We start from the raw sequence: 14,649 nt of genomic DNA on the forward strand, positions 1-14,649 counted from the left end.
GGCACGTACCATGGCGGCATGTCCTTCCTCCGCCGCCGCAGCGCCACCCCCGCAGGGCCCGACTTCGACGTGCTGGCCATGGACCCGGGCGACTGGCCCGGCAATCTGGGCGCGGGCCTGCTGCCCGCCCCCGACGGCACCTGCCAGGGCGTGTTCCTGCGCTACGACCTGTTCGGCGGCCGCGGCCCCGCGATGATCATCGGCAATCTGCCGGAGGGCTCCCCGGCCCGCGAGATCGCCGAGGGGCAGATCCCCTTCGAGGTGGCCCAGCTGCTGCTGGCCCTGGAGAACGACGAGGAGGTGACCGTCGTCGGCACCGAGGACGTGCCGGTGATGCAGGGCGACAACCTCCTCATCGTGCGCCGTCTGAAGCTCTCCGAGAGCCGGATCTCCTGCGTGCAGTTCGACCGCAGCGACAACGTCCTGGTCACCATCGCCGCCTGGGACCGCCCCATCACCGACGACCTGTACGCCCTGCTGAAGCCGCTGCCCGCGGAGCTGTTCCAGCAGGGCTGAGGCTCTACGACGTCGCCGACGACACCGTCACGTCAGCCGCCCGCACGAACGCCACCCGGTGGCCGAACTGGATCTCGTAGTACAGGTCCTCGCCCACCACGACCTGGTGCGCGTCGGTCGCGAAGGTGACCGCGTAGTAGTACTCGCCGGGCACCTTGTCACCGGCGACGTACTTCTGGCCCTTGAGCAGCCGGTACGACAACGGGGACACCGCCTGGGCGGGCACTCCCGCCGGGTAGGCGGCCGCCTCCGGGTAGGCGCGGCCGTACACCGGAACACTCTCCAGGCCGTCCCTGGGCGTGACGACGAGACCCTTCGCGGGCACTGCCGTCGGGGCCTTCTTCGGGTTCTTGAACCAGGCCTTCTGGCCCAGATACCAGATCGCCGTCCAGTCGCCCTCGCGGCCCGCCACCGCATACTGCTGGCCGGTGGAGACCCGTGATCCGATGTCGTTGACGCCGATCGTCGAGTCCCCGCCGCCCGGGCGCAGACCGATGTCCTTGATGAGGGGGTAGTCCTCGCCGGGCCCCGAGTAGAGCCGTACCGCGCTCGAACCGTGCACCGCGCACGGTGTGCCCGCGGACGCGCAGCCCGTGAACGCGGGCCGGTTCGAGGCGTAGTCCGGAAGGATCGTCACCATGCCGCTTCCTGCCCCGGCGGTGGGGCCGAAGGGGCGGCCGAGCAGTGTGAAGTAGTGCCGCCAGTCCCAGTAGGGGCCCGGGTCGGTGTGCATGCCCGGGACGGTCGACGTGGTCGGGCCGGGCACGTTGTCGTGGCCGAGGATGTGCTGCCGGTCCAGCGGAATGCCGTACTTCCTGGCGAGGTACCTCACCAGGCGGGCCGACGAGCGGTACATCGCCTCCGTGTACCAGGCGTCCGGCGAGGCGAGGAAGCCCTCGTGCTCCAGGCCGATCGACTTGGCGTTGACGTACCAGTTGCCCGCGTGCCACGCCACGTCCTTCGCCTTGACGTGCTGGGCGATGTGGCCGTCCGTGGAGCGCAGGGAGTACTGCCAGGAGACGTAGGTGGGATCCTGCACCAGGTTCAGGACGCCCTCCCAGGCGCCCTCCGTGTCGTGCACGATGATGTACTCGATGCTCTGCGACGCCGGTCGCTCACCCAGGTCGTGGTTGCCGTAGTCGCCCTCCCCGAACTCCTCGTAAGGCGCCGGGATCCACTCACAGGACACGGTCGCCGGGCACTCGGTGCCCTCCGCGGCGGCCCGGCGCAGGCCCGTCCGGCTCAACTGCCCGGTGTCCGGGGCGAGGTCCGGCTGCGCGGTCAGGGAGATGCGCTGTCCGGAGTCGGTGAGGCGTTCCTCGCCGGTGCGGATGACGTCGTACACGTCGCCCGCGTACGCCGCCGCCGTCGCGGTGTCGTCCGCGCCCGAGAAACGGGCCACCGCCCCGTACCACTGAGCCGGATCCTTACTCAGCGGCTCGCCCAGCTCCCGCTGCGCGGCGGCGAGCAGTGCGGCCCCGCCCGCCACATTCGCCACAGGGTCGGTGCGCAACTCCTCGGCGCTCATACCGGTCAGCTCCGCCGCCCTGGCCAACGTCCGCAGTCGGGCCGGGAGTTCGGCGTCCTGAGGCAGCTCCGTGTCGGGGAGCAGCGGCGGGCGGGCGCTGTCGCCGCGCGAGTCCTCGGTGCCCTCGCTGTGATGCGGGGGCGCCGTGGCGAGGGCCGTGCGGGCGTCGGTGAGATGCATCGGGCCGTAGCCGCCGGTCACGCTCGCCGCACCGCCGTGTCCGTCCCAACGGGACTGGAGGTAGGAGACGCCGAGCAGCACGCTCTGCGGCACGTCGTACTCGGCAGCCGCCGCGGCGAACGCCTGCTGCAGCCGGCCGGCCGACCCGGCTTCGGACGGGGCTGCGCCGAGCAGCGGCAGCAGCAGCGTTGCCGAGGCCACGGCGCCGACGGCCCGGCGTACGCGTCTCGGCCCGGCGGCTCGGGTGGGGTCGGTGGCGGATCCTCGCAAAGCAGCCTCCTGTGACGGTCGGGCGCGATGAGCCGTGCGGGGCCGGGCGTGTCAGTGGTACCGGCTCTCGGACGATCCGTCAATCATGCTGCCCACGAGGCGATTTCCCATGTCAGGGCGGGCGCGAGGAGTTTCGTGGCGGGGGCGGGCGGGCCTGCGGGGCGTCAGTGGCGTACACCAATGGTCCTGATCCCGGCATGACGACGACCGCGGTGCGCCGCTGTCTGCGAAACACACCGCGGTCCGTCATCCCCGTCAGCGAGTGCCGACGGCCGCGCGCACGGCCTGCCGGGCCAGCTGGCAGTCGTCGTGCAGCCGCCGCAGCAGCAGCCGCTGCTCCTCGCCGGACGGCGCAGCACCCGGTGGGGCCACTCCCGGTGCCGCCGGGGTCGTGTCGTGCATCGAACGCTGCACGGCCGTCTCGTACGTACGGATCTCACGGGTCAGTACGAGCATCAGGTTCACCAGGAACGCGTCCCGTGAGGCGGGGCCCGCGGACTGGGCGATCTGGCTGATGTGCCGCCGTGCCACCGGCGCGTCGCCGAGCACCGACCACAGGACGGCCAGGTCGTAGCCCGGCAGATACCAGCCCGCGTGCTCCCAGTCCACCAGCACCGGGCCCGCGGGGGAGACCAGGATGTTCGACAGCAGCGCGTCGCCGTGGCAGAACTGCCCCATGCCCTGCCGGCCCGCGGCGAGGGCGATGCCGTGCAGCAGCTTCTGCAGGTCACCCATGTCCCGGTCGGTGAGCAGACCCAGCTCGTGGTACCGGGAGATACGGGCCGCGTAGTCCAGCGGAGCGTCGAACGTCCCGGCCGGCGGGCGCCAGGCGTTCAGTCGGCAGATCGCGCCCAGCGCCGCCCGGATGTCGGCGCGCGGTGGCGCCTCCACCGGGTGCCGCTGGAGTGCCGCCGCCCGTCCCGGCATCCGCTCGATCACCAGCGTGCAGTTGTCCGGGTCCGCCGCGATCAGCCGCGGCACCCGCACCGGTGGGCGGTGCCGGACGAACGAGCGGTAGGCCGCTATCTCGTGCCGGATCCGCTCGGCCCAGGCCGGGGAGTGGTCCAGTAAACACTTGGCGACGGCCGTACTGCGTCCTGTCGTGCCGACCACCAGCACCGACCGTCCGCTGCGCCGCAGCACCTGCACCGGCGCGAACTCCGGGCAGATCCGGTGCACCGAGGCGATCGCCGTACGCAGCTGGGCGCCCTGAGGGCCGGACAGGTCGAGTCTCCCGCTGAGCGGTTGGGTGCCGAGTCCCGCCGGGCGCCGCGACCGGCCGGCACCGAGCACGGGGGCCGACGGGCGCGCCGGGGCGAGGTAGGGGCCGCCGCCGCCCGACAGGGGCGCCTCAACCGGCCTGGGGGAGGCGGGAGCCGGGGGCGCGGGTGCAGCGGCCGGGGCGGGGCGGACACGGAGGACGATGCTGCGTACATGGGCGAGACAGATCCCTTCGTGTGCCTGCGACGTCATTGCGCCACCCGACCCGGATGCCCGGGTGCACCCTGGGGAATGCACCAGCCGTATCTAGAAGGCGACCGGGTCGGGGTGGCGCGTTCCTACCTGACACCCGATGTGCAGTGGCACACCATCTGGCGTGCCCTGGCGAACCCTGGCGAATAGTCGCCCGGCAACTCTCCCCGGGCTACTGTCAACTCAGCCGAGAACCTGGGGGCTTGATGTGAGCGGAGAACCCAACACCCGCCTTGCGGACCTGTTCGGCCTGGCCGGCTGGTCCAAGGGAGAACTCGCGCGGCTGGTCAACAAGCAGGCGGCGGCCATGGGCCACCCCCAGCTGGCGACCGACACCTCGCGGGTGCGGCGGTGGATCGACATGGGAGAGATCCCGCGCGATCCCGTGCCGCGGGTGCTGGCGGCCCTGTTCACCGAGCGTCTCGGCCGTGTCGTGACCATTGAGGACCTCGGTCTGGTCCGGCACGGGCGTACGGGGAAACGGCAGGACGGCGGGAGTGTGGAACATCCCGACGGTGTGCCGTGGGCGCCCGAACGGACCGCCGCGGTCCTCACCGAATTCACGGGAATGGACCTCATGCTCAACCGACGCGGCTTGGTGGGCGCGGGTGCCGCGCTCGCCGCGGGATCCGCACTCAGCAGCGCCATGTACGAGTGGCTGCACACCGATCCGGCCCTGACCGCCGACGCTCCCCACCTCGACAACCCCTTGCACGCCGACCCCCTGCACGCCGACCCCGTCGGGTTCGACCGCTATGAGGCCGCCCCCATCGGGTCCCAGGAGATCGAGGAACTGGAGCGCTCGGTCGAGGTGTTCCGTGCCTGGGACGCGGCCCGCGGCGGCGGGCTGCAACGCAAGGCGGTCGTGGGCCAGCTCAACGAGGTGGGCGGCATGCTCGCCTACCGTCACCCACCCCATCTGCAGCGGCGCCTGTGGGGCGTCGCCGCCAACCTCGCCGTCCTCGCGGGCTGGATGTCGCACGACGTCGGCCTGGAGCCCACGGCCCAGAAGTACTTCGTCATCGCCGCCCATGCCGCGCGAGAGGGCGGCGACCGGCCCAGGGCCGGCGAGGCGCTCTCCCGAGCGGCCCGCCAGATGGTGCACCTGGGCCGGCCCGACGACGCGCTCGACCTGATGAAGCTGGCCAAGTCCGGCTCCGGCGAACAGGTACTGCCCCGCACGCAGGCGATGCTCCACACCATCGAGGCCTGGGCACAGGCGTCGATGGGCAAGGGGCAGGCCATGCGCCGCACCCTGGGGCAGGCGGAGGACCTCTTCGTCGCGGACAAGGGCGATGTGCCACCGCCGAGCTGGATGCAGACGTTCAAGGAGGAGGACCTGTACGGCATGCAGGCCCTGGCCTACCGCACGCTGGCCGAGTTCGAGCCGGGCGCGGCCGTGCACGCCCAGCACTTCGCGGAGAAGGCCCTCGCCCTGAGGATCGACGGGCGGCAGCGCTCGAAGATCTTCGACTTCCTGTCCATGGCCTCCGCCTGCTTCATCGCGGACGACCCCGAACAGGCGGACCGGTACGCACGCCTCGCCCTGGTGTCGATGGGATCGAACTCCTCCCACCGCACCTGGGACCGGTTGCGCCAGATGTACCGGCTCACCGCCGAGTACGCCGGCTACCCGAAGATCCAGGAACTGCGGGAGGAGATCAAACTGGCGCTGCCCAAGACGAAGGGCAAGGGCGGCAACAGCTCACAGGTGTAGTCCGGCGGCCGTTATGACGTAACCCTGGCGATGAGCACGCAGGCGTCGTCCTCGCGTTCCGACTCGCCGAACTCCTCCACGACCGTCCGTACGCAGTCCTGCGCGGTGTGCGCCTCGGCGAAGCGCGGGGCCAGGTCGAGGAGGCGGTGCACGGCGGCCGTGCCGGGCGACTCCTCTCGCCCGGGCGCCAGCCCGTCGGTGTGCAGCACGATCAGGTCGCCCGCCTCGAGGGTCTCCTCGGCCTCGCCGTAGGTGGCACCCGAGGTTGCGCCGAGCAGGACGCCGTCCGGCGTGTTCAGCCTGCGCCCCGTCCCGTTGCGGAACAGCAGCGGGGCGGGGTGTCCTGCCTGCGCCCAGACCAGGGTGCGGGTCTCGGGGCGGTAGCGGCAGCAGACGGCGCTGCCCAGGGCCGGCTGGACGGTGGTGTCCAGCAGCTGGTTGAGCCAGGCCATCAACTGGCCCGGGCTGGTGCCCGCCATCGCCATGCCGCGCAGCGCGCCGAGCAGCATCGCCATGCCCGAGGTCACGGTGACTCCGTGTCCGGTGAGGTCGCCGACGCTCAGCAGCGTCTCGCCCCCCGGCAGTTCGAGTGCGTCGTACCAGTCACCGCCCACCAGCGCGCTGGTGGACGACGGCAGATAGCGGGCGGCCAGGTCCAGGCTTCGTGGGCCCTGGTGCGGGAGCCGCAGGGTGCCGCGCCACGGCGGTAGCACGGCCTCCTGCAGCTCGACCGCAAGCCGGTGCTCGGTCTGTGCGCGGTGCCGGTGGCGTTGCAGCGAGTCACGGGTCTCGCTGACCGCCTGCTGGCTGCGGCGCAGTTCGCTGACGTCCCGCAGTACGGCCCACATCGAGGCGGTGCTGCCGTCAGTGTCGAGCACGGGCTCGCCCATCATGTGCACGGTCCGGACCTCGCCGTCCGGGCGCACGATCTGGAACTCGCCGTCGATGCGCTTGGCGTCGACCAGACAGTCCGTGACCATCGCCGTCAGCTTGGACCGGTCCGCGTCGAGCACCAGCGAGGGCAGTTCGTCGAGGGTGAGCGGGGGAGCGGCGGGGTCGCGACCGAGGATCTCGTACAGCTCTGAGGACCAACTGGCTTCGTCGGTCAGCAGATTCCACTCCGCACTGCCGACCCGGCTGAGCAGCGAGCCGCGCCGCGGGGCGGCGGGCGGCTCCGGGCGGCCGGTTCGGCGGTCGGGGCGGGGGCCGTCCCGCAGCTGTGCCAAGTGCTCGTCGAGGTCGTTGAGTTGGTGCAGGGCGAGGTCGTAGAGGGCACGCTGCCAGCGGTCCTGCGGGTCCGATCCGTCGCTCTGCGCCTCCCGCCGTACGGCGTTCACGTCGCCCTTGAGCCGCCGTGTCTGCGATATCAGCGTGTCGACCGGGCCGCGTCCTGGCGGCTGGGCGGCGGGGCGGTCCGCAGAGAGATGGGACGGCATGACGCACTCCGATGAGGGGGACGGTACGACCAAGGCTGACGGAGGGACCGTTATGACTGTTGCACAGCCCGCGACGCCCTGTAAGGGATTTGGCAACACACGATACGGTGGTGCTTCCGGCATATGCCACAGTCTTCACGGAGTGGTTCCGGCGTAGGTGGGGCGTACGCCGCCGCATGGGTAAGTCGTAGACCGCGTACGTGACTTGATGGACCGTCCGACGTTTCCTGTCGCGGTCATTCGCGCGTTCGGTGAGCATACGTTCGAGGCGGGTGGGCCTACCGGTCGACGCCCGCGTACAGCTCCGGGCGCGGGGCGAGCTCGACCGTCGTGCGGTGCCCGCTCTCCAGCGCCCGGACGCCGGCCTCGGCGACCGCTGAGGCGACGTAACCGTCCCAGGCGCCGGGGCCGGTGACCCGGCCCTGCCGGGTGGCGTCGACCCAGGCCTGCACCTCACGGTCATAGGCGTCCGCGAACCGCACCAGGTAGTCCTGCGGCACCTCCTCGCGGGCGCCGCCCTCCGCCGTGACGACCATGGTGTGCCCGTCGCCGATCCGGGCGCTGCCCGCCTCGCACACGGCCTCGCAGCGCACCTGGTAGCCGAAGCCGCAGTTGACGAAGACCTCCACGTCGACCAGGGTGCCGGCCGAGGTCTCGAAGAGCACGAACTGCGGGTCGAGCAGGCCGGACGGGGCGTGTGCGGCGGACCTGGGGCGCAGCACGGTCACGGCCGTCACCTCCTGCCCGAGCAGCCAGCGTGCCGCGTCGATCTCGTGCGAGACAGAGCTGCTGACCAGCATCGCGCTGGTGAAGCCCGGCGGTGAGGAGACGTTGCGGTGGGTGCAGTGCAGCATCAGCGGACGCCCCAACCGGCCACTGTCCAGCAGGGACTTCAGCTGCCGGTACTCGGCGTCGTAGCGCCGCATGAACCCGGTCTGCGTCAGCCGCCGCCCGAGCCGCGCCTCCGCCTCCAGTACGCGCAGCGCGCCCGCGGAGTCGGGCACCAGAGGTTTCTCGCACAGCACCGGAAGCCCGCGCGCACAGGCCGCGAGCAGGGCCTCCTCGTGCGCCGGGTCGGGGGAGGCGATCAGCACGGCTGCGACGCCGGGGGCGTCCAGGGCGGCCTCCGCCTCCGCGTGCACCGAGACCCCGCCGATTCCGGCCGCCGCCTCCTTGGCCCGGGCCGTGTCGGGATCGGCCACAGCGGCGACCCTGGCGCCGCTCACCACCCGGTCGAGCCGCCGTATGTGGTCGGCTCCCATGCGTCCCGCGCCCAGTACCGCCACGCCCAGCAGGTCACCCACGTGCGCACTCCCTCGTCGCCGGCTGTCCCGGCGTAGCGTAAGGGGCGGCGCGCGGGTGCCGTCAGTAGCGCAGCACGCCGGCGATCCCGTTCGCGTCGCCCAGCGCGCCGTCGGGGACGAAGCGGACCTCGGCGCCGGTCTCCAGGCACTGCTCGACGATCTCGTCCACGATGTCCTCGCGGGCGTCGAGGTCGTCGCTCGACGCGGGAACCAGGTGGGCGCCGTCGTCGCGCACGGTCACCCGGAAGTTCTCCTCGACGGCCAGCAGCCGCACCCGGGCCTGCCGGGCGTTCTGCCAGACCTCGTCGACACCGGCCGCGAACTCCTTGCGCCCACGGGCCGCCACGAGTTCCTTGGTCACGGCCTCGACCGTCCGCAGGGCCTCGGCATCGACCACCGGCCGCACGGCCTGCCAGACGGCGTCCGGGGTGGCGTGCGTGAGGCCGCCGTGCGGGACGTGCACCGCGCGCCTGGCGACGTCGCCCACCTCGTCCAGACAGGACAGGGCGGCCTGCTCGCCGGTCACGTACAGCGGGCGCGAGCTCTCGCGCAGCACCGCGCCCATCGCCGTGTCGACATCGCGCAGGAAGTGGCGGGTGCCCTCGTCGCGGTACGTGCTCGGCATGTCGCCGATCTGCTCCATCCGCTCGGGATCGAAGTTGTCGGCGCGCCTGGTCAGCGGAAAGCCGCCGGTGCGCTCCTCGGTGACGCGGTCGGCGCCGCCGTTCCAGAGGGCGGCGCGGTCGGCCGAGACCGACAGCACCCAGAACGGCCGCTCGGAGACCTGTGCGGAGACCAGGTTGCGGGTGAGGAAGGTGTCCGAGAGCACCACGCGTTCGGGCACGGTGCGAGTGAGCGACCACACCTGGTGCTCACCCGGCGCGGCGTAGATCACCAGGCCGTCGTCGGCATACGTCAGGTCGACCTCCGTGAGGGCCTGGTCGAGCTGCGCCACGACGTCGGCGCGCCGCTCCCGGGTGACCGCGGGATCGGACTCCAGTTGCTTCTTGGCCTCCGCCACCACATTGCGCAGCCGGACCCGGTCCTGCTCGTGGTAGGGCTCGCGCCGGTGCGTCGGCGTCAGCACGGACACCGCCGGGTAGGGGCGCGGGCGGCGCAGCTCGGCGAGGGTCGTGGGACTGAGTGCGTGCTCCATGACAGAACCATAGGACCGATTCACGTATCGGGCATTTGGTGTGAGTACGTCGCGCCGTGCGGCCCTCATGCGCCGTCCTCGGGGGCCTCGGGGCTCTCGGGGCCGCAGGAGCTGCCGCTCGCCGGCAGGGAGCCGTACAGCAGGAAGGCATCGACCTTGCGCTGCACGCAGGTGGACGACGCGTACCCGGTGTGGCCCTCGCCCTTGTTGTCGAGCACCACGGCCGACGGGCCCAGCCGCTTCGCCGTCTGCGTGGTCCAGCGGTACGGCGTCGCCGGGTCGCCGCGCGTGCCGACGAGCAGCATCCTGGCCGTGTCGACGTCCTTGACCTCGTCGCGGATGAAGTCGGTGCCCTTGGGGCGGCCGTAGCACATGAGCACCTGGGTGAGCCGGTGCCGGCCGAAGACCGGGGACGCCTCCTCGTACGTGGCGCGCAGCCGGCCGAGCTCTCTGGTGATCTGCCGGGCCGTGGGGCGATCGGGATCGTCCGCGCAGTTGATCGCCATGAGCGCCGCCGGGAGGTTGTCGAGGGGGACGTCCTCCTCGTCGGCCAGGCCGCCGTCGCCGGCCGGCGTGGTCTTCGGCCGCGGCTCCGGACTGCCGGGAGGAGCGAAGCCGCCGGTGGCGAAGGCCTCGACACCGTGCGTTTCGCCGTCCTCGACCAGTGAGGCGAGGGCACGCTCCAGCGACGGCCACAGGTTCCTGCTGTACAGCCCCTGACTGATGGCGACCACCAGGTCCTGGCCGGTGAACTCGCCGCTGAACGCGCTCGGTACGGGATCCTCGTCCATGGAGTGGACGAGTCGCTCGACGTCCTCCCGTGCGCCGCGCGGGTCCTGTCCGAACGGGCAGGCGATGTCCTGCACGCACCAGTCGAGGAAGTCCTCCAGTGCGGTCTGCTGACCCTTGGCACCCGCCACACCCTGCTGGGTCAGCGGTTCGGTCAGCGTGTCCACCCCGTCCAGCGCCAGCCGCCCCACCTTGTCGGGAAACTGCGCCGCATACACCGCGCCCAGGCGGGTTCCGTAGGAGAAACCCAGGTAGTTGAGCTTGCTGTCGCCGAGCGCGTCGCGTATGACGTCCAGGTCCCGCGAGGCGTTCACCGTGCCTATGTACGGGAGGACGGGCCCGGAGTGCTTGGCACACTCGTCGGCCGTCTTCTTCAACTGCCGGAGCACGGACTGCGGATCACGCAGCGCCGCGTCGGTCTCCTGCAGGACGGCGGAGTCCTCGTACGAGCCGTTGCCGCAGCTGACCGGGGAGGACCGGCCGACGCCGCGCGGGTCGAAGCTCACCACGTCGTAGCCGTCGGTCAGGCCCATGAAGTCGTCGACGCTGTAGGCGAGTTCGGTGACGCCCGCGCCGCCCGGACCGCCGAAGTTCAGCACCACCGAGCCGCGCTTGTCGCCGGTCGCCCGGTAGCGGGCCAGGGCCAGTTCGAGCGTCCCCTTGCCGGGGCGGGCGTAGTCGAGGGGCACGGTGACCTTCCCGCACTGCAGGTCCGTGGGCGTCTCCGCGCCGTCGCACGCCGCCCAGGTGATCTTCTGGCGGTAGAACCGGCTCAGGTCGGGCTGGGGGCGGTCCTCGGCGGTCGTCGCCGGCAGCCCGGCGCCCAGCAGCGCCAGGCCGACCGTGCCGGCGAGCGTCCAGCGCCGGACCGTGTGCCGCGGTGACAGCTTGGCCAGCATCGATGCCTCCAGGGGCGCCCCGTTGCGGACGGGTGTACGGCGCCCTCGCTCACGATAGGCGGATGCCGGAGGACACGCCTCCGGGCGAGCGGGACCGGCCGGAGGGCCGTATCCTGCGCCGCCTCGGTTCCGGGCCGGGGGCGACAGAGGCTTCGGACGGTTTTACTGCTAGTTCGACAAACCTGCCACTCGATGGGGTGAAAGGCAGATAAGCCATAACTCGGATGGTTCGCCTGCGTTTTATCCGATGCGGGCGAGCGCCCGCGACCAAGTCTGGAAGGCAGGGAACCTATGAGACGGGTTACCCGAAACGGTGTGATCGCCGTCGCCGCCGCCTCGGGCGCGATGGCCGTGACGTTGCCGGCGTACGCCGACTCCGGGGCGCACGGCGCCGCGGCCGGCTCGTCCGGCCTGATCTCCGGCAACACCGTTCAGGCCCCGGTGCACGTGCCGGTGAACGTGTGCGGGAACACGGTGAACGTGGTGGGCCTCCTCAACCCCGCCGCGGGCAACCGCTGCGCCAACGACGACGGCGCGGACGAGGAGCGCCCGGCGCGCGGGGGAACAGCGAGTGGCGGTGCGACCGCAGAGAGCAGCGCAAACGATTCGCCGGGAGTGCTCTCCGGCAACGGCGTGCAGCTGCCGGTCGAGCTCCCGGTCAACGTCAGCGGCAACTCCGTGAACGTCGTCGGCGTCGGCAACTCGGCCGTCGGCAACGAGTCCGTGAACACGCCCGGTGACCGCCCGGCCCGCCCGGCGCCCGAGCCGAGGCCGTCCACCCCGCCCAAGGCACAGCCGACACCCAAGCCGGCGCCGTACTCCCCACCGCCCACCACGGCCCTCGCCGAGACGGGAGCGGACGCGACCCTGCCCGCCGCCGTCGGAGCCGCGGCACTGGTCCTGGGCGGGGCGGTGCTGTATCGGCGCTCCCGCGTCCAAGGGAGGCGCTGACCGGGGCGTTCTCGTCCCATGCCCGGTCCGTGAGTCCGCAGATGCGCGTTCGGCTCACGGACCGGCGCGATGCTCAGCGCCGATGGAACCGCCGGTGCAGCGCCTGCACCTCGTCGGCCAGTTCCGGTACCGGGCCGTCCACCAGCACACCGGGCGCGACCTCGTTCACCGGCAGTGTCCGTACCGGCGGCGCCGGCACGCCCAACTCGGCCAGCCAAGCGGAGAGTTGCTGCGAGGACGCTACGTACACGATGCGGCCGAGGCCCACCCAGGCGTGGGCGGCCGCGCACATCGGGCAGTGCTCGCCGGACGTGTACACGGTCGCGGACGCCCGCTGCTCCGGGCCCAGCGCGCCAGCTCGAACTCCGGGTGGCGGGTGCGGTCACCGGAGGCCACCCGGTTGTGGTCCTCGGCGAGCACGGCGCCGTCCGCGCCGACCAGCACCGATCCGAACGGCTCGTCCCCGGCTTCGAGCGCCTCCGTCGCCAGCTCCACACAGCGACGCAGATACGGCAGCTCGGCGTTCTCCACCATGACGTGCGGCCCCCCTTCCGGCGTACGGCCATCATGCCGACATGATCGTCGGCTCGCAGCCTACGTCCGCCCGCGGGGCCCGACCGTCGGCGTCCGCACCCGTGGTCCGGGTCAGGGACGAGCCTCCTCCGGGTCAGCGACGTACCCGTGCCCGGTCCAGTGCGGCGACGCCCAGTGCGGCGAGGCCGATCTGGATGAGCCACTCGACCCAGTCGACGCCGTCGGTGTCGGCGACATCGAGGGCGCCGGCGATCGCCGTGCCGACGAGTGCGGCCGCGATGCCGACGAGGATCGTCCACAGGATTCCTATGCGCTGGCGGCCCGGCACGACGAGCCGCCCCAGCACACCGATGATGATGCCGATGACGATGGCACTGATGATGCTCGAGATCTCCATCTCCGCCCCTCTTGTCGGGACCCCGCTGCTCTCCATGTGCCCGCCGGAGACGAAGCCACTCCGCTCCGTTCGCACCGCGCTGAGGCTCGAGGCCGTGGTGACCGCCCGACGTTGACATGCAGGTAATTGCCTGCATAACCTTGAGTGTGCGATCAGAGGGCGACCCGGGCATGGACAGGGTCTTCAAGGCGTTGGCCGACGGCACCCGCAGACGGCTGCTGGACCGGCTGCACGAGCAGAACGGGCAGACGCTGGGAGAGCTCTGCGAGCGCATCGACATGGCACGCCAGTCGGTGACGCAGCATCTGGCCGTCCTGGAGGCCGCCAACCTGGTCAGCGCGGTGCGGCGGGGGCGGGAGAAGCTGCACTACCTCAACCCGGTCCCGCTCCACGAGATCCAGGAGCGGTGGATCGACAAGTTCGAGCGCCCACGCCTCGGTGCGCTCGGTGCCGTGAAGCGACGAGCCGAGGAAGCCATGACCGACAAGCCCACGTTCGTGTACGTCACGTACATCGAGAGCACGCCCGAGAAGGTCTGGGACGCGCTCACCGACGCCGACCTCACCGCCGCCTACTGGGGCCACAGCAACGTCTCCGACTGGCAGCCTGGATCACGCTGGGAGCACGTCCGTACGGACGGTTCCGGCATCGCCGACGTGGTCGGCATCGTCACCGAGAGCGAGCGCCCGACCCGCCTGGTCACCACCTGGGCCGCGCCCGAGAACAAAGGTGACGAGGACAAGCACTCCCGCGTCACCTTCGACATCCAGCCGCACGGCGACATCGTCCGGCTGACCGTCACCCACGAGAACCTCGCCGACGAGGCTGAACGCGCCGACGCGGCGTCCGGCTGGGCGGCCGTGCTGTCCAACCTCAAGTCCCTCCTGGAGACCGGCAGCCCGCTGCCCGAGCAGCCGTGGCTGGTGCCGAACCGCTGAGCGGACGAGAACGGCCGGTCCGCCACCCTGCGGACCGGCCGTTGCGTGTCTCCCTTCCGACGTCGCCTAGGGCCTGGGGGCGCTCCTCGCCGCCGTACCGGCGCACACGAGTCCCAGGATCACGGCCAGGGCGCCGATGACGATGTTGTTCCACACGACGCCGGCGTCCGGGCTCTCGCCGACGATCCACGGCGAGATGATCATCCACACGCCCAGCGCGCACATGGCCCAGCTGAGGCCGTACATGCGTTCCGGAGCCCTGGTGAACCCGAGTGCCAGCAGGGCGATCGCGAGCCCGACGATCAGGTTGTGGGTCACGAGCGCGGGCTGGCTGGTGGTGTAGTGGAGTATCCACGGAGATGCGGCGCAGTACAGACCGAGCAGGAACACCGGTCCGTCCACGAGCGCCACATCGCGACCGCCGAGCATACGGGCGTACCGTGCCCGCATTTCGGATGCATCAGGATGGCTGGTTATGTCACCTCTGGTGGGCGAGACGTTGGCCATGAGTCGTCTCCTTTGGCTGTGCAGGCCTGACCGCGTCTGGTGCGGTATGCGGTA

At 71.5% G+C, this 14,649-nt stretch carries 11 protein-coding genes and 2 pseudogenes; 4 read left to right on the plus strand and 9 right to left on the minus strand.

From position 1 onward, the window contains the following. Positions 1-18: 18 nt before the first annotated feature. Positions 19-516, plus strand: a complete 498-nt coding sequence (locus tag StrepF001_RS08655; protein ID WP_129797715.1) for a hypothetical protein — start codon at positions 19-21, stop codon at positions 514-516. A 4-nt stretch (positions 517-520) separates the two neighbouring features. Here StrepF001_RS08655 and StrepF001_RS08660 read toward each other — a convergent pair whose 3' ends face one another. Together StrepF001_RS08660 and StrepF001_RS08665 are read right to left on the minus strand one after the other, a co-directional pair. Beyond that, positions 521-2,494: an N-acetylmuramoyl-L-alanine amidase gene (locus StrepF001_RS08660; RefSeq protein ID WP_129797716.1), complete on the minus strand. Its 1,974-nt coding sequence runs from the start codon at positions 2,492-2,494 to the stop codon at positions 521-523. Between the two features lie 255 nt (positions 2,495-2,749). Further along, positions 2,750-3,930: pseudogene (locus tag StrepF001_RS08665) on the minus strand (aminoglycoside phosphotransferase family protein). A 245-nt stretch (positions 3,931-4,175) separates the two neighbouring features. On the opposite strand from StrepF001_RS08665, the gene StrepF001_RS08670 reads away from it, so the two are divergent. Beyond that, positions 4,176-5,684, plus strand: a complete 1,509-nt coding sequence (locus tag StrepF001_RS08670; protein WP_129797717.1) for a hypothetical protein — start codon at positions 4,176-4,178, stop codon at positions 5,682-5,684. 11 nt (positions 5,685-5,695) lie between these two features. Here StrepF001_RS08670 and StrepF001_RS08675 read toward each other — a convergent pair whose 3' ends face one another. The 4 genes from StrepF001_RS08675 to StrepF001_RS08690 form a co-directional block, all read right to left on the minus strand. Next, positions 5,696-7,120 (minus strand): PP2C family protein-serine/threonine phosphatase, encoded by a 1,425-nt coding sequence (locus tag StrepF001_RS08675; RefSeq protein WP_129797718.1) that lies wholly within the window; start codon positions 7,118-7,120, stop codon positions 5,696-5,698. Positions 7,121-7,398: 278 nt separating this feature from the next. Further along, entirely contained in the window at positions 7,399-8,424 is a 1,026-nt protein-coding gene (locus tag StrepF001_RS08680) for a Gfo/Idh/MocA family oxidoreductase (RefSeq protein WP_129797719.1), read from the minus strand. Positions 8,425-8,485: 61 nt separating this feature from the next. Continuing rightward, on the minus strand, positions 8,486-9,580 hold the full coding sequence (locus StrepF001_RS08685) for a chemotaxis protein (RefSeq protein ID WP_129797720.1): 1,095 nt from the start codon (positions 9,578-9,580) through the stop codon (positions 8,486-8,488). 65 nt (positions 9,581-9,645) lie between these two features. Beyond that, the gene (locus StrepF001_RS08690) at positions 9,646-11,268 is read right to left on the minus strand and encodes an alpha/beta hydrolase (RefSeq protein WP_129797721.1); all 1,623 of its coding nucleotides are present in this window, start codon (positions 11,266-11,268) and stop codon (positions 9,646-9,648) included. 291 nt (positions 11,269-11,559) lie between these two features. On the opposite strand from StrepF001_RS08690, the gene StrepF001_RS08695 reads away from it, so the two are divergent. Continuing rightward, positions 11,560-12,219, plus strand: a complete 660-nt coding sequence (locus StrepF001_RS08695) for a chaplin (protein WP_129797722.1) — start codon at positions 11,560-11,562, stop codon at positions 12,217-12,219. Positions 12,220-12,292: 73 nt separating this feature from the next. Here the strand turns inward: StrepF001_RS08695 and StrepF001_RS08700 are convergent. Together StrepF001_RS08700 and StrepF001_RS08705 are read right to left on the minus strand one after the other, a co-directional pair. Beyond that, positions 12,293-12,753, minus strand: a pseudogene (locus StrepF001_RS08700) (nucleoside deaminase). Positions 12,754-12,886: 133 nt separating this feature from the next. After that, the gene (locus StrepF001_RS08705; protein ID WP_129797723.1) at positions 12,887-13,150 is read right to left on the minus strand and encodes a GlsB/YeaQ/YmgE family stress response membrane protein; all 264 of its coding nucleotides are present in this window, start codon (positions 13,148-13,150) and stop codon (positions 12,887-12,889) included. Positions 13,151-13,320: 170 nt separating this feature from the next. Between StrepF001_RS08705 and StrepF001_RS08710 the strand changes: the two genes are divergently transcribed. Next, positions 13,321-14,088 (plus strand): metalloregulator ArsR/SmtB family transcription factor, encoded by a 768-nt coding sequence (locus StrepF001_RS08710; RefSeq protein ID WP_129797724.1) that lies wholly within the window; start codon positions 13,321-13,323, stop codon positions 14,086-14,088. Between the two features lie 66 nt (positions 14,089-14,154). Here StrepF001_RS08710 and StrepF001_RS08715 read toward each other — a convergent pair whose 3' ends face one another. Further along, on the minus strand, positions 14,155-14,595 hold the full coding sequence (locus StrepF001_RS08715; protein WP_129797725.1) for an SPW repeat protein: 441 nt from the start codon (positions 14,593-14,595) through the stop codon (positions 14,155-14,157). Positions 14,596-14,649 lie beyond the last annotated feature (54 nt).

Source organism: Streptomyces sp. F001, assembly GCF_004187715.1.
Taxonomy (GTDB): Bacteria; Actinomycetota; Actinomycetes; order Streptomycetales; family Streptomycetaceae; genus Streptomyces; species Streptomyces flavusporus.